The sequence below is a fragment of the Streptosporangium sp. OZ121 genome, from assembly GCF_051918885.1.
GTDB lineage: Bacteria > Actinomycetota > Actinomycetes > Streptosporangiales > Streptosporangiaceae > Streptosporangium.
Genome location: NZ_JBPXMC010000016.1, coordinates 69,420 through 91,436 on the forward strand (window position 1 = coordinate 69,420; position 22,017 = coordinate 91,436).

General features: G+C 72.3%; 16 protein-coding genes, 1 tRNA gene and 1 other RNA gene. 6 read left to right on the forward strand and 12 right to left on the reverse strand.

Going from position 1 to position 22,017, the window contains the following annotated elements; translation table 11 throughout:
* The first annotated feature begins 688 nt into the window (after window positions 1–688).
* Window positions 689–811 carry a hypothetical protein gene (locus ACTOQ1_RS25900; protein ID WP_440070623.1) on the forward strand — a complete coding sequence of 41 codons (123 nt, stop codon included), beginning with the start codon at window positions 689–691 and terminating at the stop codon, window positions 809–811.
* Between the two features lie 99 nt (window positions 812–910).
* On the opposite strand, the gene ACTOQ1_RS25905 is transcribed toward ACTOQ1_RS25900, so the two are convergent.
* Both ACTOQ1_RS25905 and ACTOQ1_RS25910 read right to left on the reverse strand, forming a co-directional pair.
* Window positions 911–1,678 carry a hypothetical protein gene (locus ACTOQ1_RS25905; RefSeq protein ID WP_440070624.1) on the reverse strand — a complete coding sequence of 256 codons (768 nt, stop codon included), beginning with the start codon at window positions 1,676–1,678 and terminating at the stop codon, window positions 911–913.
* Window positions 1,679–1,759: 81 nt separating this feature from the next.
* Window positions 1,760–2,434 (reverse strand): TetR/AcrR family transcriptional regulator, encoded by a 675-nt coding sequence (locus ACTOQ1_RS25910; protein ID WP_440070625.1) that lies wholly within the window; start codon window positions 2,432–2,434, stop codon window positions 1,760–1,762.
* Between the two features lie 596 nt (window positions 2,435–3,030).
* Between ACTOQ1_RS25910 and ACTOQ1_RS25915 the strand changes: the two genes are divergently transcribed.
* Window positions 3,031–3,903, forward strand: a complete 873-nt coding sequence (locus ACTOQ1_RS25915; protein ID WP_440070626.1) for a hypothetical protein — start codon at window positions 3,031–3,033, stop codon at window positions 3,901–3,903.
* 295 nt (window positions 3,904–4,198) lie between these two features.
* Here ACTOQ1_RS25915 and ACTOQ1_RS25920 read toward each other — a convergent pair whose 3' ends face one another.
* From ACTOQ1_RS25920 to ACTOQ1_RS25940, 5 genes are all read right to left on the reverse strand, one after another.
* Window positions 4,199–5,266, reverse strand: a complete 1,068-nt coding sequence (locus ACTOQ1_RS25920; protein ID WP_440070627.1) for an aspartate-semialdehyde dehydrogenase — start codon at window positions 5,264–5,266, stop codon at window positions 4,199–4,201.
* On the reverse strand, window positions 5,263–6,537 hold the full coding sequence (locus tag ACTOQ1_RS25925) for an aspartate kinase (protein WP_362688044.1): 1,275 nt from the start codon (window positions 6,535–6,537) through the stop codon (window positions 5,263–5,265). Before ACTOQ1_RS25925 ends, ACTOQ1_RS25920 begins: the two co-directional genes overlap by 4 nt.
* 90 nt (window positions 6,538–6,627) lie before the next feature.
* Entirely contained in the window at window positions 6,628–7,161 is a 534-nt protein-coding gene (locus tag ACTOQ1_RS25930) for a DUF5063 domain-containing protein (protein WP_440070628.1), read from the reverse strand.
* Complete coding sequence (gene recR, locus ACTOQ1_RS25935; protein WP_362688050.1) at window positions 7,154–7,753, reverse strand: recombination mediator RecR; 600 nt, start codon at window positions 7,751–7,753, stop codon at window positions 7,154–7,156. Before recR ends, ACTOQ1_RS25930 begins: the two co-directional genes overlap by 8 nt.
* A gap of 3 nt (window positions 7,754–7,756) precedes the next feature.
* A complete protein-coding gene (locus ACTOQ1_RS25940; protein WP_329087916.1) occupies window positions 7,757–8,110 on the reverse strand; it encodes a YbaB/EbfC family nucleoid-associated protein in 354 nt (117 codons plus the stop codon).
* A gap of 329 nt (window positions 8,111–8,439) precedes the next feature.
* Here ACTOQ1_RS25940 and ACTOQ1_RS25945 point away from each other — a divergent pair, with 329 nt between their 5' ends.
* On the forward strand, window positions 8,440–9,921 hold the full coding sequence (locus tag ACTOQ1_RS25945) for a GAF domain-containing protein (RefSeq protein ID WP_440070629.1): 1,482 nt from the start codon (window positions 8,440–8,442) through the stop codon (window positions 9,919–9,921).
* Between the two features lie 120 nt (window positions 9,922–10,041).
* On the opposite strand, the gene ACTOQ1_RS25950 is transcribed toward ACTOQ1_RS25945, so the two are convergent.
* Window positions 10,042–12,258: a DNA polymerase III subunit gamma and tau gene (locus tag ACTOQ1_RS25950; protein WP_440070630.1), complete on the reverse strand. Its 2,217-nt coding sequence runs from the start codon at window positions 12,256–12,258 to the stop codon at window positions 10,042–10,044.
* Window positions 12,259–12,288: 30 nt separating this feature from the next.
* Window positions 12,289–12,384: signal recognition particle sRNA small type (gene ffs / locus ACTOQ1_RS25955), an RNA gene on the reverse strand.
* A 108-nt stretch (window positions 12,385–12,492) separates the two neighbouring features.
* Here ffs and ACTOQ1_RS25960 point away from each other — a divergent pair.
* Window positions 12,493–12,581: transfer RNA gene (locus tag ACTOQ1_RS25960), tRNA-Ser, on the forward strand.
* A gap of 122 nt (window positions 12,582–12,703) precedes the next feature.
* Here ACTOQ1_RS25960 and ACTOQ1_RS25965 read toward each other — a convergent pair.
* Both ACTOQ1_RS25965 and ACTOQ1_RS25970 read right to left on the reverse strand, forming a co-directional pair.
* Window positions 12,704–15,553 (reverse strand): AfsR/SARP family transcriptional regulator, encoded by a 2,850-nt coding sequence (locus ACTOQ1_RS25965; protein ID WP_440070631.1) that lies wholly within the window; start codon window positions 15,551–15,553, stop codon window positions 12,704–12,706.
* A gap of 123 nt (window positions 15,554–15,676) precedes the next feature.
* Window positions 15,677–16,387: a hypothetical protein gene (locus ACTOQ1_RS25970; RefSeq protein ID WP_440070632.1), complete on the reverse strand. Its 711-nt coding sequence runs from the start codon at window positions 16,385–16,387 to the stop codon at window positions 15,677–15,679.
* Between the two features lie 134 nt (window positions 16,388–16,521).
* On the opposite strand from ACTOQ1_RS25970, the gene ACTOQ1_RS25975 reads away from it, so the two are divergent.
* Window positions 16,522–16,800, forward strand: a complete 279-nt coding sequence (locus ACTOQ1_RS25975; RefSeq protein WP_440070633.1) for a hypothetical protein — start codon at window positions 16,522–16,524, stop codon at window positions 16,798–16,800.
* Window positions 16,800–17,447, forward strand: a complete 648-nt coding sequence (locus tag ACTOQ1_RS25980) for a hypothetical protein (protein WP_440070634.1) — start codon at window positions 16,800–16,802, stop codon at window positions 17,445–17,447. The genes ACTOQ1_RS25975 and ACTOQ1_RS25980 overlap by 1 nt, the downstream gene beginning before the upstream one ends.
* Window positions 17,448–17,510: 63 nt before the next feature.
* On the opposite strand, the gene ACTOQ1_RS25985 is transcribed toward ACTOQ1_RS25980, so the two are convergent.
* Window positions 17,511–21,911, reverse strand: a complete 4,401-nt coding sequence (locus tag ACTOQ1_RS25985; RefSeq protein ID WP_440070635.1) for an FtsK/SpoIIIE domain-containing protein — start codon at window positions 21,909–21,911, stop codon at window positions 17,511–17,513.
* Window positions 21,912–22,017 lie beyond the last annotated feature (106 nt).

Sequence of the window (22,017 nt, forward strand, 5' to 3'; positions counted from 1 at the left end):
CCAACGACGGGGCCCGCTCGGCGTGGCGGTCCTCGCGACCTGCATGGCGGCCCCCGTTCTGGCCGGAACACATCCCCTCGCGGCGGAAGGCGGCTCGGGGCCGCCCCCACCCCCCGGGGTCTCGCACGCGGCCCTGAGCCTGGTCTCCGGCCGATCAGCGCTCCCCGAGCCCGAGCCGTCATCCCCGGCTCCCCCGGCGCAGGACACCGGCCGCTCGGCCGCGCTGAAACCCGAACCGGACTACCCGACCGCGCCCCCGCCGGGGGCGGGCGACCGGAAGGTCCCCTGGTGGCACTGGTGGAACTGGTGGAAGCCCACATCGGACCATCCGGCGGACCTCCCGGCCAGGCCGAAACCGGAGCCGAAACCCGAACCGAAGCCGAAGCCCGAGCCAAAGCCCGAGCCAAAGCCGGAACCCAAGCCGAAACCCGAGCCGGAGCCGAAACCGGAGCCTGCGCCCGAACCCGAGCCTGAGCCTGAGCGGCCGACGCCCACCGTGCCGGTCCCTCCCACCGCCCCCGCCCCGGAGCCTTCCGCACCCCCCAGGCCCCGCGTCCCCGCGCCCCCGCCCCTTCCCGTCCCCGTCCTCGAAGTCGTCGTCACGCCGACACCGACGCCGAGCCGGAGCCGCACTCCCCGGCCCAAGGCGACACCCTCCAGCGCGCCCCCTCTCCTACGGCAGCGACTGGTGCTCGATCGCTACGCCGAGCGACGCAAGGGCACCGACAGAAAGCTGGTCCTCCTGGTGATGTTCACCGGCGTGATCTCGGTCGCCGCGGTCACCGCCCTCAACCGCAGGAGCCGCGGATGATCCGGGCGGCGATGATCCGGGCGGCACGGACGGCGAAGCCCGCCGGCGGGCTTCCGGGCCGCCGTGCGCGCCGGACCGCGGCCCGATCGCCGATGAGGGCTACGGCTGGGCGGGGAAGTGACCGTCGATCTGGTCGTACTGCCGCTGCGCGGCCTTGAACGCGTCGGGCTCGACGGCGCCGAGCCCGCTGAACGGGTGGCTGATCAGGATGATGAAGCACACGCCGATGACGACGACGCCCACCCGGACCAGGTCGGCGATGATCGACGAGGTCGTGGGCCGCGCCCCGATCGTCCAGGGCAGCACGATCACCAGCAGCCCGGAGATGATCAGCAAGATCACGAAGGTGTTCTCCAGGCCGGTGCTCGCGTCGTCGTTCCGCACGATGCGGGCGTGGAAGACCTCGGAGATCCGGTCGAGCGTGGCCTGCTGGAGGTTCTTGCTGTCGTCGCCGACCGGGCGGAGCCTGAGCACCGTGGCCCGCATGTCCGCGAGGGTCTGGCCGGGAATCGGGGACATCTCGCGCCCGGCCATGAGCGGCCAGTCGAGGTCGATGGTCTGCGCGGTGTACTGCCGGATCTGGGACCGGACGGGTGCCGCCTCTGGGATGGGCGCCACCGACCAGTACATCTCGGTGAGACTCTCGGCCTCGGCCTGGACGTCGGCCCCCGACACCGACAGCCCGTCCCGGCACAGGACCGCGGCGTAGGCCAGCACCAGCAGGTAGACGGCGAGGGCGAGATTGGCGGAGAAGTCGACGGCCGACGAGCCGTGGTCGCCGTCCTCCCGCCCCTTCCTCCTGAGGACGCGGAACGCGATCAGCACGATCGCGACGGACACCACCACCAGCACGGCTACCCAGCCCATGGGACTCCCTTGAATCCGTCATCGAATCAGCTACTCAGGGTAATCAGATCGATACGGTTGTTCATGGAGTTCCGCCGGGAATCACTCGCGAAGTTCGTGAACCCCCGCGATGAAGTCACGGGCGACCCCGCGCAGGCCGGGCAGGTGTGAGAGCCCCACCAGGCGGTCCACCAGCGGCACGGTGAGGTCGATGAACCGGTGTGTCCTGCGGCATCCCTCCGATTCGTCGTGCACCCAGAACAGGACGACGCCCATCGACATCAGCCAGAGCAGCTCGGGCAGCTCGGCCCGCAGCTCGCTGTCCATGCGGTCGGAGGACCCCTCCACGACCCGTCGGTAGATCGCGATCGACGCCTCCCTCGAAGGCGAGGACTCGGCGCTGAACGGGTTGAGCGGGTTACCCGGCTCGGCCGCGTGCTTGAAGAACTTCACCGCGAACTCGTGGTACGGCTCGGAGACCCGCACCCATTCCCGCAACACCCCCGCCAGCCGCGCGGCGAACCGGTGCTCGGTGGCCAGCAGCTTCTCGCACGCCGCCTCGTGCTCTGCCTGGGCCCGGTCGTAGTACGCCTGGACCAGGATCTCCTTCGAGGCGAAGTAGTAGTAGGCGTTGCCCACCGACACCCCGGCCTCGGCGGCGATGGCCCGCATGGTGGTCGCCTCGTACCCCCGCTCGCGAAAAAGCCGCAGGGCCGTCTCCACGATGACCTCACGGGTCTTGTCCGATCCACGGGTTCTCTGGGGCGGCTCGGTCATGGGGTGCTCGTCACCTGTCGATTGGAGCTGGGAGAACGGGCTCGTCTGGTCTTTTCCCGCTGAACGAACCCTAGATCATCCGTCCCGCACCACCGGGGATGAGCCTCAGTGAACGACCCTAAGCGCGCCACATTGCCCTCGCCACTCATATCCGTGATCGCTCCCCCACGTCTCGATGCCGCCCCGCCCCGCACCGTCCGCCGAGGACGTGACGATGGTGCCGTACGCGGCAAATACTGACATGTCTCCTATCTCTGGAACTGCCGTCTCAGCAGGTCATCGGGCCGCCCGATCATTCCCACTACCGGGCAAAAATCACTCTTCGTGAGGGATCATCCGGGTTCGGGAGTGGGATTGATCCTTTTGGCGGAAGGGCTCCCACGACAAGGGATACATAAATGGGGACATGTCCCTGTAGACAGCGGGCTGCCCGGTTTGCCGCCGGAGCACTGCTCGCTCTGCAGCTATCTTTCATCGCATCGGCCCCGCACCACAGCGCGACCGCGGAAAGCGGTAACGCGTCGGCCGGCGCCGCGATCGTGAGCCGGCCCGTCGCGGCAGGCCCGGCGGAAGGACGCCGGTCCACGATCATCGGAGTGTACGACATCGGCACCCTGGAAACCGCCGGGCGCTACATGCGGGAATTGTGTCACCCGGGTCACCCGGCGGCCGCCCAGCGGGGCCGGGAGACCGCGGTTCCCCTCTGGCCGGAGAGCGCCGCTCCCGCGGACACGCCGCCGCGGCCCGCCGAGACCACCGCGACCACCGAGACCACCGCGCGAACACGGACCGCCGCCCTGGCGGGCGAACACCGTGAACAGGCGGCCCCCCAACCGCCCGAGACCACCGCGCGAACACGAACCGCCGCCCTGGCGGGCGCACCCCGCAAGCCCGCGGCCCCCCGGACCCCGCGAACCACCTCCCGGACCCCCGAGAAGACACGGGCGTTCCAGGCCCAGGGAAGCGTGCAGGCTCCTCCGGCCGCCGTCACCTCGGGGGAGCAGGCTCCCGCCGCCCTCGAAAAGCCGGCCGAGGCCCACCCTCCCCAGGCACAGCAGGCCCGGCAGCCCACGCGGCTCCAGCAGACGGACGCCAAGCGGCTCCTGCGGGCGGCGGGCCTGCGCTGGACCTCCTCGGGTAAGTGCGCGAACCGCCAGGGGCGGAACTGCACCTCGCTGGAGGCCGTACGGTCCGCGACCGTCTCCAGCGCCATCGAGCTGAAGCGGCGCAGCGGCTGTCCCCTCGTCGTCACCGGCGGCACCGAGGTGGGCCACGCCCCCGGGCCCTACAGCCACTACGCGGGCTACAAGCTGGACATAAAGCCCAACGCATGCATCAACCGCTACATCACGAAGAACTATCCGTCACAGGGGGTACGGGGGGACGGAGCCCGCCTGTACGGCCAGTCAGCGACGTCGGGCCCCCTCTTCGCCCGCGAGGCGGACCACTGGGACATCCTCTTCCGCTGACCCGGCGGATCACCCGGCCACGCGAGGGCACGGGCCCCCGATCCATGATCAGGCGAGGTCGCCGGCCCTCGGTCCTGGAGTGCGCGGGGCCGGCGATCCTCGATCCCGCGACCACGCGGGATCGCCGATCCTCGAAGTGCCGGTCCTCGGCCTTCTCACCGTCGCGTGGAACCCGCCGCCCCGGCGTTCACGCCCCCGTGACCGCGAGGGCCGTACGGCGACGTGGCGTCATCGGACACCGCGCCGCCGTACGGCCCTGGAGAAACCCCGGGAACCCCGGAGAGAACCGGAGAAACTACGCGAACTCGGCCGCGACCAGTTCGGCGATCTCCGCCGCGTTCAGGGCCGCGCCCTTGCGGAGGTTGTCACCGCAGACGAACAGGTCGAGGGTGTTGGGGAAGTCGAGCGCCTGGCGGATCCGGCCCACGTAGGTGGGGTCGGTTCCGACGACGTCCGCCGGGGTCGGGAAGACGCCGTTGGCCGGGTCGTCCATGACGACCACGGTCGGAGCGGCCTCAAGGATCCGGTGGGCGTCGGCGACGGTGATCTCGCGCTCGAAGGTCGCGTGCACGGCCAGCGAGTGGGTGGTGATCACCGGGACGCGGACGCAGGTCGCGGAGACCTTCAGGTCGTGGATCCCGAGGATCTTCCGCGACTCGTTGCGGAGCTTGATCTCCTCGGAGGCCCAGCCGCCGTCCTTGAGCGAACCCGCCCACGGCACGACGTTGAACGCCACCGGCGCCGGGAACGGCGACTCCTCGTCCCCGAGCTTGTTCTGCAGGACCTTGCGCACGTCACCGGCGGTCTGCCCGACCGTACGGTCACCCGCCAGGGCCTCGATCTCGTCGTAGAGGCGGGCCGAGCCCGCCACGCCCGCGCCGGAGACCGCCTGGTACGAGGCGACCACCAGCTCGCGCAGGCCGTACTCCTCGTGCAGGGCGCCCATCGCGGCCATCATCGACAGGGTCGTGCAGTTGGGGGTGGAGATGATCCCCAACGGCCTGGTGCGCGCGTCCTGCGGGTTGACCTCCGGCACGACCAGCGGAACCTCGGGGTTCATCCGGAAGGTGCCCGACTTGTCGATGACGACGGCACCGCGCTCGGCGGCGATCGGCACCCAGGTCGCGGAGACCTCGTCCGGCACGTCGAAGATCGCGATGTCGACGCCGTCGAAGACCTCGGGGGTCAGCTCCTGGACGACGAGGTCCTCGCCGCGGACCCGCAGGACCTTGCCGGCCGAGCGGGCGGACGCGACGAGCTTGATGTCGCCGTAGACGTCCTCACGGTTGGAGATGATGTCGCGCATCACGGTGCCGACGGCACCGGTCGCGCCGATCAGGGCAAGGGTGGGCTTGCGGCTCATCGCCCGCTACCTCCATAGATCACGGCTTCAACCTGGTCCGCGTCGAGATCGAACGCGCGGTGCGCGGCGCTGACAGCCGTGTCCACCTCGTCCTGTCCGACGATCACCGAGATGCGGATCTCCGAGGTGGAGATCATCTCGATGTTCACCCCCGCGTCGGCGAGGGCGGCGAAGAACGTCGCGGTGACGCCGGGGTGCGAGCGCATGCCCGCCCCGATCAGCGAGATCTTGCCGATCTGGTCGTCGAAGAGCAGCGACTCGAAGCCGATGCGCTCCTGGATCTTCTTCAGCGCGGTGAGCGCGGCCGAGGCGTCACTCGTGGGCAGCGTGAAGGAGATGTCCGTCCGCCCGGTCGTCGCCGCCGACACGTTCTGCACGATCATGTCGATGTTGATCTCGGCGTCGGCGAGTGTTTTGAAGATCGTCGCAGCCTCGCCGACCTTGTCGGGCACCCCGACAACGGTGATCTTGGCCTCGCTCCGGTCGTGCGCGACGCCGGAGATGATCGGCTGCTCCATCTCTGTTCCTTCGCTGTCGGGGTCGGAGACGACCCACGTGCCTTCCTTGGTGCTGAACGAGCTTCTGACGTGGATCGGCAGGCTGAAACGGCGAGCGTACTCGACACAGCGCAGGTGCAGGATCTTCGCACCGCACGCCGCCATCTCCATCATCTCGTCGTACGAGATCTTGGGGATCTTGCGGGCGGCCGGGACGATGCGGGGGTCGGCGGTGAAGACGCCGTCCACGTCGGTGTAGATCTCGCACACGTCGGCGTTCAGGGCGGCGGCGAGCGCGACCGCCGTGGTGTCGGAGCCGCCCCTGCCGAGCGTGGTGATGTCCTTGGTGTCCTGCGAGACGCCCTGGAAACCGGCCACGATCGCGATCTGGCCGCCGTCGAGCGCCCCGCGGATCCGGCCGGGCGTCACGTCGATGATGCGCGCGCGGCCGTGCGAGGAGTCGGTGATCACGCCGGCCTGGGACCCGGTGAACGAGCGCGCCTCCTGACCCAGGTTGGCGATCGCCATCGCCAGCAGCGCCATCGAGATGCGCTCACCCGAGGTGAGCAGCATGTCGAGCTCGCGGCCCGGTGGAAGCGGAGAGACCTGCTGGGCGAGGTCGAGCAGCTCGTCCGTCGTGTCGCCCATGGCCGAAACGATCACCACGACGTCGTTGCCGGCTTTTTTCGTCGCGACGATCCGCTGCGCGACCCGCTTGATGCAGGACGCGTCGGCGACGGACGAACCACCATACTTCTGAACAACGAGCGCCACGAGATGTCTCCGAAGCAATCTAGGGCTGTGGAGCTCACAGTCTACTGGCGCCCTCGCTGAGGCCTTCTGATCAAACCAGTATGTGGACGATCACACCGTCGTGCGCTCCTCGGCGACATCGAGCCGCGTGTGGGCGACGAGCGCCTGAAGTGCCCGCATCGCCGCGCCGGCGTGGTTGCCCCAGGTGTTGAAGTAGGAGTACTGCCACCACCAGAGCGCCTCCAGGGGGCGCCCCGCCCTGTGGTGCCGCAGACCGTGCAGGAGGTCGGCGGCCACCGCCGTCAGGTCGTCCGACAGGCGGTACGGGGTGACCGCGGTGTCCTTGTAGGGGTCGAAGACCTCGGCGTAGTCGTCGACCGGCCCCAGCCGCTCGGCGAGGGCCGTACGGACGACGTCGACGTCCGGGTCCTCGCCCAGGTGCGGCTCCCAGTTGCCCGACAGGATCACGTCCTGGCTCGCGCCGAGCTGCGCGCCGGCCGAGCTGACCTGCGCGACCTCCACCAGCAGCAGCGGCAGGATGGCGTCGCCGCCCTCACCGCCCGCCAGGCGGGTCAGGCCGTCGATGTAGTTCTTGGCGTGCTCCGCGATCCGTTCCGCCAGAGCGCTCCACGCATCGTCAGACATCAAGGAGCCTTCTTCCTTCGAACGCGCGGCCCAAGGTGACCTCGTCCGCGTACTCGAGGTCACCGCCTACCGGCAGACCGCTGGCCAGTCGTGTCACTTTCAGTCCCATCGGCTTGACCAGACGGGCGAGATAGGTCGCCGTCGCCTCCCCCTCGAGGTTGGGGTCGGTGGCGAGGATCAGCTCGGTGACCTGGCCGTCCGCCAGGCGGGTCATGAGTTCTCGGATGTTCAGGTCGTCGGGGCCGACGCCGTCGATCGGGCTGATCGCCCCGCCGAGCACGTGGTATCGGCCACGGAACTCGCGGGTCTTCTCGATGGCCACGACGTCCTTCGACTCCTCGACGACGCAGATCACGTGGAGATCGCGCCTGGTGTCGCGGCAGATCCGGCACTCCTCCTCCGCGGCGACGTTGCCGCAGACCCGGCAGAAGCGGACCTTCTCCTTGACCTCCAGCAGAGCGTGCGCGAGCCGTTTCACATCGGCCGGCTCCGCGGCCAGCAGGTGGAACGCGATGCGCTGCGCGCTCTTGGGACCGACGCCGGGAAGCATCCCCAGCTCGTCGATCAGGTTCTGGACGACCCCTTCGTACATGACCTAGAACCCGGGAAGCTGGCCGAGCCCGCCCCCGCCGCCCAGCCCCTGCGCGAGGGGACCGAGCTTCTCCTGCTGCAGGTCGGCGGCGGCGCGCACGGCGTCGCGAATGGCGGCGATGACCAGGTCGGCGATGGTGTCGGCCGTCTCCTGGGGGTCGCCGGGGTCCACGGCCTCGGGACTGATCTTGAGTTCGAGCAGCTCGCCCCCGCCGTTGACCGTGGCCACGACAAGTCCGCCGCCCGCGGAGCCCTCGACTTCCGCGTCGTTCAGCTCCTGCTGGGCGCTCACAAGCTGCTGCTGCATGAGCTGTGCCTGCTCCAGCAGCTGCTGCAGGTTGACATCCCCTGGGTTCACCGTCGTTGTGCTCCTCGTCCGTGACATCGGTCGTCACGAGCCTACGGGGTTCGGGCCGGGTGTTGTACTGCAGCGAGCACGCGTTCCCCCAGTATGGGGATTAAACCCCCGTCGGGCCCCGGGCCCCCCTCCAGACGTCCGAGACCCGACGTGACACGCGCCGGAGCGGCCGCACACGACAGCGTGTGGTCGGAAGGTAACCCTACGAAGGTTGCACACACGTTGCGATCGTTCACTCACCCTTCGCACACCCTCTTTGGCCGAACGGGTTGCGGGCGGGGGTCTCGACCACCGATGCTTCGGCCATCGGCTCTATTCCGGGGGGATATGTGCGCGACAGCCACCGGGGAGCTGTCCAGGCGGCCGATCTCGACTCCTACTCGTCACGACTGCGACGCCTGCACGAGGCGCTGATCAGGGGCGAGCGGCCGACGGGCGAGGGCCCCAGGAGCGTGATCTCCGCGTCGTGGCGGCGGTCCCTGGACGCCGGGGTCGACCCCGACGCCAGGTCGGCCCCCCTCGCCTTCGAGGGCGAGGACATCCGCGAGGTCCGCTCGGCGCACCCGATGAGCGGGCTCCTGCCGATCATCACCGGGACCCTCCTGGAGGCCGTCGACGCGGACGACCAGATCCTGCTCGTCACCGACGCCCGCGGCAGGGTGCTCTGGCGCGACGGCAACCACCGGACGATGGAGAGCGCCGACGAGGTGGGGCTGGCCGACGGCTTCGACTGGAGCGAGGACGCGTTCGGGACCAACGGTCCGGGCACCGCGCTCGCCACCCGGCGGCCCCTGCACGTCTTCTCCGCAGAACACCTGGTCAGGGCGCTCCACTTCTGGTCGTGCTCCGCCGCGCCGATCGTCGACCCCGACAGCGGCGACCTGCTGGGCTGTGTCGACATCAGCGGCAGGACGCGCTCCATGCACCCGGCGAGCGTCGCCCTCGTCGAGGCCGCGGCACGGCTGGCGGAGAGCCACCTCACGCTGCGCATGCTCGAACGCGACGAGCGGCTCAGACGCCGTCACGAGCGGCACCTGAGCGCGCTGCGCGGCGAGCCGGGCGCCCTGGTCACCACGACCGGGCGGATCATCGCCGGCGACGACGCGCGCCAGTGGGCTCCGCGCATCCGGCTGCCGGAGGCGGGCGACCGGGTGATCATGCCCGACGGGCGGAGCGCCTTCCTGGAGGTCCTCGGCGACGACGGCTTCCTGCTCCGCCTCGCGGGCCCGGCCAGGGGCCCCGTGCTCGCCCTGTCCTTCCTCGGCGCCGAGCATCCCTCGGCGTACCTCGACGGGGCCCGCCTGTCGCTCTCCCTGCGCCATGCCGAGATCCTCGCGATGCTCGCCCTCAACCCCCGGGGGATGACCGCCGCCCAGCTCTCCTTCCACCTGTACGGCGACGCGGGGAACCCGGTGACCATCCGCGCCGAGATCCACCGCCTCCGCGCCCAGCTCGGCCGTACGATCGCCGCCAAGCCGTACCGCCTGGCCTGCGTGGTGGAGGCCGACTTCTTGGAGCTCAAGCGGCTGCTCGCGGGCGACGAGGCCGCCCCGGTGGCCCGCGCCTACCGCGGTCCCCTGCTGCCCCGCTCCGAGTCGCCCGCCCTGCGCCTCGAACGCGAGGAGCTGGAGGGGCAGGTGCGGGCCCGGCTGCTGCTGCGGGGAGGTCCCGAGGACCTGTGGGCGTACGCGGAGACCGAGCACGGCAGGAACGACATCCAGATCCTCGAACGCCTCGTCACGGCGCTGCCCCGCCACGACCACCGCGCGGTGGCCGCCCGGATCCGCCTCAGCGGCGTCGACCTGCCCTGAGCCGGCCGTCCCGGCGGGTCCGGGACCTCGCCGGGCGCGGCCTCGTCGGATGGCGCCTTGTCAGCCGAGACCTGTCATGTGAGGTCTTTTCAGGTGAGGTCCTTCAGGTGGTGCCGGCCGTCAGGTGTGGTCGATCTCGCCGATGACCTGGCCGCCCAGCTCCCGCTGGAGGAGGGCCATGCCGGTGAGCGCGTCGACGTCGGCGTCCGCGTCGTTGAGCGGGTCGACCTCGTCGGTGTCGGGGGTGGTGCCGCGGGCGGGGATCGCGTCAGGCCAGGCCGCCGCCTTGGCGCCGGTCTTGACCGCGGCCTTGGGCCCGGCCTGGGCCGCCGCCCTGGCCGCCGAGCGGGCCGCGGCCAGACCGGGGCTCGGCATGGAGCTCGGCGGGGGAGGCGAGCCGGGGTCCTCCGGCAGGGGGGCGTCCGGCCAGGACTCGTCCGTCGCGGGCGGCGCCTGCCTGGGCGTGGCCTCCCGCGAGTCCGCGGGCGCGGGCGACGGCCCGGGAGCGGGCGCCTGGGACGGAGACTGGGGGGGCTGTGCCTGCGGGGCCTGCGGGGCCTGGCTCTGGGGCGCGGGGTGCTGCGGCGCCGGGGGCTGCCTCGGAGCCGGGGGGCGGCTCCCGCCCGAGGGAGCGGGCCCGCCGCCGACGACGGCCTCGACCTTCCAGGTGCCGCCCAGAACCTCTTGCAGCACCGCCGCGACGACCGCGTCCTTGCCGCCGCCGGTGAAGTTCCTCATCGCGCCGACCTGGGCGAACCCGAGGGTGACGATCTTGCCTTCGACCCCGACGACCTGGGCGTTGGTGTTGACGTTGGCCCACACGACGATGCTGCGCCGCTTGAGCGCCGCGAGCACCTGGGGCCACGCCTGCTGCACGGCCCCGGCACCCGAACCGGACGCCGGCGCCGTGTCGACCGGCGTGGACGTGCCGGGAGCCTGCTGGACCGGGGCCGGTGCCCGCTCTCCCCGTGCCTGTTGTGCCTGCTGTTCCTGAGCCGGCGCGCCGGGCCTGACCGCCACGGGCCAGTCGTCGCCCTGGCCGCCGGACCGCTCGGCGGGCGCGACGGGCATGGCGGGCGCGACGGCGGGTGCCTCCGCCTGCGGCGGGGAGGCCGCGTGGACCACGGGCGCGGGGGCGGGAGCCTGGTGCGGGAGGGACGCGGGAGCGGGAGCCGCGACGGCTCCCCCCCTCTCCAGCCGCTCCAGGCGGGTGAGCAGCGCCGCCTCACCCTGGGCGGCGCCGGGAAGGAGGATCCTGGCGCACATGAGTTCGAGCAGCAGCCGGGGCGAGGCCGCCCCGCGCATCTCGGTCAGGCCGGCGTTGAGGATCTCCGCCGCGCGGGTCAGCTCGGCCGGGCCCATCGAGGCCGCCTGGACCTGGAGCCGTTCCAGCTCGTCGCCGGGCCTGTCGAGCAGCCCGCTGGTGGCCGCCTCCGGCACGTTGGCCAGGATCACCAGGTCGCGGAAGCGCTCCAGCAGGTCCATCGCGAACCGCCGGGGGTCGTGGCCGCCCTCGATCACCCGGTTCACGACCTGGAACACCAGCGCCCCGTCACGACCGGCGAAGGCCGCGACCACGTCGTCGAGCAGGTCCCCGTCGGTGTAGCCGAGGAGGGAGACCGCGCGGGCGTACGTGATGCCCGCCTCGTCGGAACCGGCGAACAGCTGGTCGAGGATCGACAGCGAGTCGCGGGCCGAACCCGCGCCCGCCCTGACCACCAGCGGGAGCGCGGCGGGCTCGAACGGGACCTTCTCCGAGGTGAGGATCTCCTCCATGAGCGCGCGCAGCGCGGCCGGGGGGATCAGCCGGAACGGGTAGTGGTGGGTCCGGGACTTGATCGTCCCGATGACCTTCTCCGGCTCGGTGGTCGCGAAGACGAACTTCAGGTGCGGGGGAGGCTCCTCGACGAGCTTGAGCAGCGCGTTGAAACCCTCGCGGGTCACCATGTGCGCCTCGTCGATGATGTAGATCTTGAAGCGCGACGACACCGGCGCGAAGAAGGCCCGCTCGCGCAGGTCGCGGGCGTCGTCCACGCCACCGTGCGAGGCGGCGTCGATCTCGATGACGTCGAGGTGGCCCGGGCCGGTGGGCGCCAGCGCCACGCAGGACTCGCACTCCCCGCACGGGTCGGGGGTCGGGCCCTTCTCACAGTTCAGGGAGCGGGCCAGGATGCGCGCGCTGGACGTCTTGCCGCAGCCCCTGGGCCCGCTGAACAGGTAGGCGTGGTTGATGCGCCCGCTGCGCAGCGCCTGGCGCAGCGGATCGGTGACGTGCTCCTGACCCTTGACCTCGGCGAAGGTCCCGGGCCGGTACTTGCGGTACAGCGCAAGACTCATGCGGCGATCCCACCTGCGAGGGGTCTCAAACGAAGAGACCCCTCGCACACCCGCCAGAGCCCGCTTATCCTTGCTGCCTTCCGGCCCTGGGGAGGTTCACAGGATGACGCCGCGCGAGGGGTCGGCCCCCAGTCTAGCCTCAGATCCGAGTGGTCGGTATCGGAAAAGATCAGAGTGGTCGGTGTCGGAAATTAATGGTCCGTGCCGCTCGGAAAGTTGGGTAAGCTTCTCCACGGAGGATTCGCCTAGTTGGCCTAGGGCGCACGCTTGGAAAGCGTGTTGGGGGCAACCCCTCAGGAGTTCGAATCTCCTATCCTCCGCCACCTGAGAGGGGCCGGACCGCGCACGCGGTTCCGGCCCCTCTGGCGTTGCCCTCCCCTTGCGTGGCGGCCCCGCCTCCGGCCCTGGTCGAGAGAGCCTCCGGTCCCGGCCTGGAGAGGTGGCCTCACCTCCGGTCCCTGCTGAGAGATCCGTCGAGGTCGCGCAGCCTGGTGCGGACCCGCTCGGCGTCGGAGTGGCCGAGGTCGTCGAAGATCGCCAGTGCCCGCTCCAGGGCGGCGCGGGCCTCCCGGGGGCGGCCGTCCGCGAGATAGGTCGTGCTGAGCCGGGTGAGCGTGTCCGCCTCGGCGTAGCGGACCCCCAGCCGCCGGTACAACTCCAGGGCACACCGGTAGCCGGCGATGGCCTGCTCGTGGTGGCCGAGGTGGTGGTGGGCGTACCCCAGGCTGTCCCAGGTGTCGGCCTGGCCGTAGTGGTCGTCGAGTTCCTCCAGCAGGACGAGGGCCTGCCGGCAGTGGCCGAGGGCCTGCTCGTGGTGGCCGAGCAGGGCGTGGTACCAGCCGACCGCGTTGAGCGCCGCGGCCTGCCCGGCCCGCCGGCCCGCCTCCCGGAACAGGGTGAGGGCCCGCTGGGCGTGGACGAGCGCGCCGCCGTACCTGCCCTGCTGTTCGAACACCCAGCTGAGCCGGCGGTGGGTGTGCGCCTGGTCGTCGACGTCTCCGGCCTCGGCGAACAGCGCCAGCGCGCGTTCGAGGTGGAGCCGTGCCTCCTCGTGGCGGCCCAGGTCGGCCTCGGCGCGGGCGAGCCCCCGGTGGGCGTGGGCCGTCCCGACGGGGTCGCCGAGCCGCCGCGCGGTCCTCAGCGCGATGCGCTGCGAGGTCACCAGGTCGTGCCAGTGCCCATGCCGGTCCATGAAGTGCTCCATGGTCCAGGCCAGCCGCCAGGCGTAGGCGCCGAACTCGGTGTCGGCGACCGACCCGAGGACCGCCAGCAGAGTGGGGTGCTCGGCGGCGAACCAGGCTCTCGCCTGCTCGCAGCCGGCGAGATCCTCGGGAAAGACCCCCGGCGCCGGGGCCGTCAGGGGGATCGGGTTCCGGTGCGGGGAGAACAGCAGGGCGGCGCGGTGCGCGGTGTGCAGGTAGTGGTCCAGCAGGCGGCGGACCGCCGCGTGGCGCTGGCTCTCGGTCTCCTGGTCCCGGCTGCGCTCGGCGGCGTATGAGCGGAGCAGGTCGTGGCAGCCGTAGCGGCCGGGGGCGCGCTCGACGAGGAGGTGGGCGCGGGTCAGCTCGTCGAGCAGGAGGCGCGCCCGGTGGACGGGGACGGCTCCGAGCGCGGCGGCGGCGGGCACGCTGAGGCAGGGGCCGGGATGCAGTGCGATGAGGCGGAACAACCGGGCGGAGGCCGGGGTGAGCGCACGGTACGACCAGGAGAAGACCGCGCCGACGTCGGGGCCGTCACCGCCTGTGAAGGCGTCGAGGCTGCCGTGGACCGCCCGCAGTTCGGCGGCGATGACGGCGAGCGGGAAGGCCGGCCGGCTCGCGGCCCGCGCGGCGGCGACCGACAGCGCGAGGGGCAGCCTGGCGCACAGGTCGGTGATCTCCTGTACGGCGGCGGGGTCGGACGCCACCCGGTCCGCGCCGAGCCGCAACGTGAGGAACTCCCGCGCCTCGGCGTCGGAGAGCAGGCCGAGAGTGAGCGAGCGGGCGCCTTCCGCGGCCACCAGGCCGGAGAGCTGGTGGCGGCCGGTGACGATGACCAGGCAGCCGGGCGCGCCGGGAAGCAGGGGCCGTACCTGCTCGGTGTCGCGGGCGTTGTCCAGCAGGATCAGCATCCTCCGGTCGGCCAGCAGGCTGCGGTACAGCGCGGCCTGGTCGTCCAGGCGGGCGGGGATGTCCCGCGACGGGACGCACAGCGCCGCCAGGAACCCGCGGATCGCCTCGGTCGGGTCCAGAACCGTCCCGCCGGCGTCGAATCCTCGCAGGTTGACGTACAGCTGGCCATCGGGGAAGAGGTGGGCGACCCGGCGGGCCCAGTGCACGGCGAGGGTGGTCTTGCCGACCCCGGCCATCCCCTCGATCGCGATGATCGTCACGGCCGCCGCGAGCCGCGGCCCCTCCGGGAGCAGGTCGGAGACCTGGGCGAGTTCCTTTTTCCGGCCGGCGAAGGCGGGCAGGTCGGCGGGGAGCTGGGCCGGGCGCGGCGGACCCGTGACGACCGGCGTGGCCGGGGGCGCCTCGGACGCCGTCTGCCCGAGCACCTGCTCGTGGGCGAAGCTCAGCTCGGGGCCGGGGCTGATGCCCAGTTTCTCGGCCAGCCGTGAGTACGCGGCCCGGTAGGTGCTCAGTGCCTCGGCCCGGTGGCCGGTGGCCGCCAGGGCGAGCACCAGCCGGGCGTGGAGCGGCTCGTCGAAGGGGTTGAGCGCCGCGGCCTGCTGGAGCATCGGCACCAGCGGGGTCACCGGGCCGCCGCGCAGCACCGTGTCGGCCGCCTCTTTCAGCACGGCGAGGTGTTCCTGGTCCAGCGCCACGAAAACCGGGTGGGCCCGTACCTCGGCGGCGATCCCCTCGGCGGCCGGTCTTCGCCACAGCTCCAGGGCGTCGACGAGCAGCCGTCCGGCCCGTGGCCCGTCCGGCCCTGCCTCCCTGGCCTTCTCGACGAGGTGACGGAACCGCAGGAGGTCAAGCGTGTCGGCGTCGACGTCCAGCCGGTAGCCGCCGCCGCTGCGTGTCAGCCACCGTCCCACCGCCCTGCGTGGCAGGCCGGGTTCGAGCAGCCGCCGCAACGCGCCGATGTGCCGCTGGACCACGTTGACCGCGCTGTCCGGCGGGTCCTCGCCCCACAGGATGTCGACGATCTCGGCCAGGCCGATGGGGCGACCGGCGCAGGCGAGCAGCACGGCCAGCAGCGCCCGCTGCCGGGGCGGTCCCAGGTCCAGCTCCACATCCCCCCGCCGGCCCAGCACGGGTCCCAGGATCGCGAACCGCACGGGCTCGCGCGCGGACTCTGTGGGCGTCATCCCAGCTCCCCGGCATCGGTTTCCCTGATGTCAGCGCCCGCTCACAGAGATGTCCGGAGCGCGGCCTCCCTTCCCAACCATGTCCATTATGGGTGATTTATCCATATTTTCGGAAGCGAGAGGCTACTGCGGCGTCGCCTTGGCGCCGTGGGGCGCCACCGCGAACCACGATCCGCCGACGCCCTGGCCGTTCGCGTCACCGGGCTTCTCGTCCCCGGAGAAGCGGTAGATAGGCCACCCGCCGATGGTGAGCTGCACCCCGCCGTCGCTCCGGCGGATCGCCCCGACACGCGACGGGTCGACGCCGGCCACGTAGACGCGGCCTCCCTCCTTGACGGTCACCGGAGGCCAGGTGACGGCGCAGTCGCCCTCGCAGTTCGACCGGGAGGGGTCCGCCGTGTCCTTGTCGAACCTGTAGAGCGTCGACCGGTTGACGTCGACCAGGTGGGCGCCCAGCGCGGGGGAGGCGACGGCCGAGAGCTCCACCCAGACCGGCGGCCGCTCCTGGACCGCCGCCCCCCTCACCGTCCCGCCGTCGCCGCTCAGGCCGTTGTCCGCGGCCGAACCGTTGACCAGCTGCGGCGCCGCGCCACTGGACGGCGGCGCGGTGTCGCCGGCCGCCGGGGCGGAGGAGGCCGGGGGGGTCGAGGGGGCCGGAGCCTGGGGGGTCGCGGGCGCCGAGGCCGCCGGCGACCCGCCGGCCGGCGCGGCGTCACCGATCGTGATGACCTTGCCGCAGCCGGCGGCACCCGCCAGGCCGCAGAGAAGGGTGGTCACGATCAGCGCGCGGGCGTACGGCCTGCGCGCCGTGCTGCTGTTGCTTTCGAGTGTCACCTGCGGAACACGCGACGAACAGCCCCTTTGGTTCAAGGGGATATGACCTTTATGAACCTAATCACGTTCTTTTTCGTGTTCCGCATGGAGACCGCACTCACGACCGCACTCACGACCGCACGAGGGGAGCCACGATGGCCGACATCAAGATTCCGGGATCGGAGCTCGAGGAGGTGTCGAGATCACTCGGGTTCGTCCTCGACCACATCGACACCGACAGGTCCGGGATCGACATCGACAGGGCGGTGGGCTACCCGCTGGTCGACCAGGGTGAGCACTTCGAGAGCCGCTGGAACGACGGCCGCAAGCAGCTGCACCGGCAGTGCGAGGCCATCAAGAAGGCCGTCGACCAGATCCTGGAGACGTTCAAGGACACCGACGACAAGGCCGTGGCCCACCTGGAAGGTGGCTGATGACGACCGTCGACCGCTTCGTGCTGGACGTCCCGGACTCCTGGACCGACCTCGACCTGTCCGGGAGCGTGCTCGCCGAGACCCGCGCCGCCGCCCTCGCCCTCGCCGGCAGCCCGCGCGAGCAGGTGGCGGTCAACGACCTGTTCCGGCAGGCCCGCGAGATCAGCCGGGCCGCCCGCCGTCGCGGCGCCCTGTTCGCCGCCGGTACGGCCGTCATGTTCGACGACGGGCTCTTCCTCGGCTACGCGATGGTCTTCGCCGTCACCGTGCCGCCGGGCCGCGAGCTGACGCTTCCGGTGCTAGCGGCCCAGCTGTCGTCGCCCGCCGCGAACGGGCCGAAAAGCCGCAACGCCCCGAAGGGGGGCGGCAAGGAGCCCGCGGACCGTACCGTCTCCGCGGTGACGCTTCCGGACATCGGGCAGGTGGCCAGGATCACCGGCGTCGAAGAGGCGCCGCTCACCGCCGACATCTCGATCCGGATGCTGACCATGCACACCGTGGTGCCCATCCCCGAGTCGGCGCGCGACTACCTGATCGTCACCTGCGCGAGCCCGAACCTCCCGCTCGCCGAGGAGGTCTACGAGCTGTTCGACGCGATCAGCGGCACCTTCCGGTTCCTGCCCGCCGAGGCGTCCGCGGGCGCCTGACTCCCCCCGGGGGCCGGACGGGGGCGGGGACGGCGGGATCGCCCCGGCCCCCGTCCGGCGCGTTCACCCGGTGATCGCCGTGTTCGGCACCTGCACGGTGATCAGAGTCCCGTCGCCCAGGTGCAGCAGGCCCCGGCCGGGCTGGGGGGCCCGTCCGACCAGGCCGCGAGAGAGCTTGACGCCGATCACCTCGCCGTCGCTCAGGCTCTGCGGGGACAGGAGCATCCCGGAGCGGTTGCGCTTGACCTGCCCGACCCAGCCGGCGAGGCCGTAGGAGAGCGCCTCGGCGTTGCCCGCGAGGACCAGCCCCCACCCGTTCCCGGCGCCGCCGCGGGCCAGGAGCGCGAGGTCGGCGTCGATCTCCGACTGCATGAACAGCTCCGCGTCGTCCACCATGATCACCGCGTTCTCCTGCGGCACGTCGCCGAGCACCGCGCGGAAGGCGGCGGCGGACACCTCGGAGTCGATGATGACGGCCGCCACCCCCGGCATGCCCTCCAGGTCGCGCAGCGGCGACCTCCGCGGCGCGAGCACGATCAACCCCGTCCCCTGTTCCAGCAGGGAGCGGGCCATCGTGACGAGCGCCGTGCTGCGACCCGTACGGGGCGGCCCCGCGACGACGAACGTCGGCACGTCCGCCAGATCGGGTCCCAGCCCCGCCAGGGTGTCGCCCCCGACACCGGCCAGCGGACGCATCGGCCCGGGGTTCGCCCGCAGCGCGAACGCGGCCGGGTAGGAGACCTGGTCGGGAAGCACGTCCAGGCGCATCGGCCGGCGCGACTGCGGGACCCCGGCCTCGCGGAGCGCCAGTTCCTCACCCAGCGCGACAAGGACGGCCGCCTGCGCGGTGCCGGAGAGATCCGGGCCGAGGACCGCGATCTGCACCTCGCTGGTGTCCTGCGTCCTGATGCCCCGCCCGGGGGGCGGGTCCGACGGGGCCTTCCGCTGCGTGAGGCCCACCGCCGAGTAGTCGGTACGGTCGTTGAGCCGCAACACGATCTTGTCCTCGGTGGTGCCCGCGAAACGGGCCGAGCCCAGGACGCGGTCACCGGCCAGCACCAGGTGGATGCCCACCCCCGCGCCGTCCCGCAGCAGGCGCATCAGCCGTTCCAGGTAGCTGCCGTTGTCGAAGGAGACGAACTCCCGCTCGAAGACCTCGAAGCGGTCCACCATGACGACGATGTGCGGCGGCCGCTCGCCGGCCGGCGCCATCCTGCGGTACTCGGCCAGGTCGGCGGTGCCTCGCGCGCCGAGCAGCGACTGGCGGGCGCTCAGCTCGGCGGTGAGGCGGTCCAGCAGCCGGCCCAGCCGCTCCGTCTGGTTGCGGTCGATGACCGCGCCGCAGTGCGGGAGGGCGGTCAGCGCGTTGAGGGATCCGTTGCCGCAGTCGATGCCGTAGAGATGGACGTCCTCCACACCGTGGGCCCGGCCGAGAGCGGCGGCCAGGGTGCGCAGGGTCTGGGAGCGCCCGCTGCGCGGCGAGCCGATGATGTGCAGGTGGCCGGACCGGTCGAGGTCGAGGACGAGCGCGCTGCGCGCCTGGTCGGCGGGCAGGTCGACCAGGCCGTACTCCACGGCCGGCAGGGCCGGATCCCGTTCCCCCGATGGTTTGGGCCCGGCCGGTTCTGTCCAGCGCAGCACCTCCGGCAGCGGCGGCAGCCACGGGCTGGGCTGCCGGGGCACGCCGGCCACCAGGGCTGCCTCCGCGACGACCCCGGCCAGGACCGCCAGGTCGGTGACGGCCTCCTGTGCGCTCGCGGCACCGGCGGTCCCGGCACCGCGCGGCACCGGCCCGCCCAGCTCACGCCAGCTGATCTCGTGGACCCGTACCGGCGCCTCCACCTGCGCGGCGACCAGTCCGGACGGCCGCCGGCCGCCCACCCGGCCCGCTTGGAAGGGCAGCAGCGCCGACGGGCCCAGCCTCGCGTACGCCCGCCCCGGCGTGCCGGGGGAGATGTCGCCTGAGTCGGGCGCGTCGATGATGTCGCGGCTCTCGCCCGCGTCGGTCGTGCGCAGCGCGATCCGCAGGTTGGTGTTGGCGCGGATGTCCGCCGTCACCGCGCCGCTGGGCCGCTGGGTCGCCAGGACCAGGTGGATGCCGAGCGACCGGCCCCGCTGGGCGATGTTGACCAGGCCGGAGATGAAGTCGGGCAGCTCGCGGGCCATGGACGCGAACTCGTCGATCACCAGCAGCAGCCGGGGCAGCGGGCCGAGCACGTCGCCGCCCCGCGCCCGCTTGTCCAGGTAGTCCTCGATGTCCTTCGCGCCCGCCGCCGCCAGCAACTGCTCGCGGCGGCGCAGCTCCGCCCCCAGGGAGACCAGGGCGCGCTCCACCAGGTGGGTGTCCAGGTCGGTGACCAGGCCGACGGTGTGCGGCAGGTCGGCGCACTCGGCGAAGGCGCTGCCGCCCTTGTAGTCGACCAGGACGAACGTCATCTCGTCGGGCCGGTTCACCACGGCGAGCGTGGCGACCAGGGTCTGCAGCAGTTCCGACTTGCCGGAGCCGGTCGTCCCGGCCACCAGCGCGTGCGGCCCGTCGCGGACCAGGTCCACCGAGAAGTCGCCGTCGTACCCGGCGCCCAGGATCGCCCGGGTGCTACGGCCGCCCAGTGCCCAGCCCGCGGCGACGGCACCGGCGGTCGGCGGCTCGATCCCCAGCAGGTCCAGCAGCCGCACCGAACCGGGCAGCGCGCTCTCGTCGCCGTCCCCGACCCCCCGCAGCGGCGCGAGTGCCCGGGCCAGGTGCTCGTACCAGCCGGCGTCGGGAGAGTCGACGCGCACGTTCTCCGGCGGCGCTCCCGGACCGGTGCGCACCAGGACGCCCTCGGGGCCGGCGGCCACCACCGCGGTGCACTCCTCCGGCAGCAACCGCTCCTCGCGGTCCAGGCAGATCGTGTAGACGCCCACCGAGGGGCCGTCGCGCAGCAGCGCGACGACTCCCGGCAGCGACCGCGCCCGGCGGGCCTGGTCGAGCACCACCAGGATGTCCGGGGAGCCCGCGGCACCGCCCCTGGGCACCCCGGGACCCGCCGCCATCCGGGCGGCGACCAGCTGGCCCAGCTCGCCGATCCTGCGGGCCATCGAGTCGGCGGTGCTGCCGACCAGCGCGTAGGCGTCCTCGCCCTGCGGCCGGCAGTGCGGCAGCCAGCGCACCCATGACCAGCCCTCCTCGCCGTCGGGACCGGCGAGCACCAGGATCCGCAGATCGGCGGGGCTGTGCAGGGCAGCGGCCTGGGCCGCCATCCAGCCGGCCAGGTTCGCGGCGTCCCGGCCCGCGACGCCGGTCACCCCGGCGCCGCGCAGCGAGATCGGCACCGGGACCTGGGTCAGCGACGGCACCGTGGTACGGCGGTGCTCGTCCAGCGCGGGGTCCTCCACGGTCAGCGAGGAGGGCAGATCGGCGGTGCCCACCCGCACCTCGAGGAAGTCCGGGTCCTGCCACCGGCGTTCCCACAGCCGTTCCGAGGGCTGGGAGGCCATCTGGAGCAGGGACGCCGGGTCGGGATGGGACAGCCGGAGCACATGCTGCTCCCGCAGCACGGCGGTGTCCACGTCGGCGCGCACCCGCGTCATGGACTCCTCGTACTCGCGGAGTTTCTGTTCGTAGCTGAGCTGCGTCTGCTTGCGGCTGCCGAACTGGGCCGCCAGCGCGCCGATCGGCGACAGCAGCGCGAGGAAGATGAACGCCCAGTTGCCGGTGACCAGGATGGAGACCAGGGCCCCGCCCGCCGGGACCAGCAGGATCGGCAACAGCGGGATGGGCCTTTTCTCTGGTTTGATCGGCGCGCCCGGCAGCCGGAAGCGGGCGGCACCGCTGGTGGCGCGAAAACGCGGCGGCCGGTTGAACTCCAGCCCCAGTCCGTCCGCCGCCGGGGTGAGGGGCACCCGCGCGGTCGTCGGCACGGCCAGTTCCAGCAGGGTGTCACCGGCGGCGAGCTGGCTTCCCTCGGACCAGTCGGCCCAGTCCTCGGCGCCGGACAACTCCCTGCCGTCCAGCAGGACGTGCTCGACCGCCGTCACCCGTACGGTCCGGTCGACCCGGACGCGCACCCTGGCGGCGATGGCCGGCGCTCCGGGCGGCAGCGGGATCCGGCAGGTGGCCGCACCGCCGATCTCGTACTCGCCGGGCGGCAGCCGGAAGGCCGTTCCCGCCCCCGGGCCGCTGACCACCCTCAACTCCACCAGGCCCTCGGGCTCCGGCTCCCGGGGTACCGGGGCGCCGAGCCCGAGGTCCAGGCCGTCTCGCACGCCGGCGGCGTACAGGGTGGCCTCGGGGTCGGCCGGGTCGGAGCCGATGTAGAGGACCGGCCCGGTTCCCGAAGGGCCCCCGTCACCCTCGGGATCGACGGCCCGCGCCAACTCCACGGCCAGCCGCCCCACTCGCGCGGAGGGTTCGGCGTCCACGACGACGGCCGTGGAGGCCCCGTCGTCCCGCGGGTTCCGGACGCTGATGTTCAAACGCACGGCAATCGATTCCTCGTATGTGAGTGGTGTGGCGCTGTGAGTGGTGTGGCGTGCCTCGACGACGACGCGCGGCCGGCCGTGTCCCGGCCCGGGACACCGGGCCGGT

Excerpts from the sequence above, each read along its gene's own strand:
- ACTOQ1_RS25905 (WP_440070624.1), bottom strand. The coding sequence starts at position 1,678 with ATGGGCTGGGTAGCCGTGCTGGTGGTGGTGTCCGTCGCGATCGTGCTG.
- ACTOQ1_RS25965 (WP_440070631.1), bottom strand. The coding sequence starts at position 15,553 with ATGACGCCCACAGAGTCCGCGCGCGAGCCCGTGCGGTTCGCGATCCTG.
- ACTOQ1_RS25975 (WP_440070633.1), top strand. The coding sequence starts at position 16,522 with ATGGCCGACATCAAGATTCCGGGATCGGAGCTCGAGGAGGTGTCGAGA.
- ACTOQ1_RS25950 (WP_440070630.1), bottom strand. The coding sequence starts at position 12,258 with ATGAGTCTTGCGCTGTACCGCAAGTACCGGCCCGGGACCTTCGCCGAG.
- recR (WP_362688050.1), bottom strand. The coding sequence starts at position 7,753 with ATGTACGAAGGGGTCGTCCAGAACCTGATCGACGAGCTGGGGATGCTT.
- ACTOQ1_RS25910 (WP_440070625.1), bottom strand. The coding sequence starts at position 2,434 with ATGACCGAGCCGCCCCAGAGAACCCGTGGATCGGACAAGACCCGTGAG.
- ACTOQ1_RS25930 (WP_440070628.1), bottom strand. The coding sequence starts at position 7,161 with ATGTCTGACGATGCGTGGAGCGCTCTGGCGGAACGGATCGCGGAGCAC.
- ACTOQ1_RS25920 (WP_440070627.1), bottom strand. The coding sequence starts at position 5,266 with ATGAGCCGCAAGCCCACCCTTGCCCTGATCGGCGCGACCGGTGCCGTC.
- ACTOQ1_RS25980 (WP_440070634.1), top strand. The coding sequence starts at position 16,800 with ATGACGACCGTCGACCGCTTCGTGCTGGACGTCCCGGACTCCTGGACC.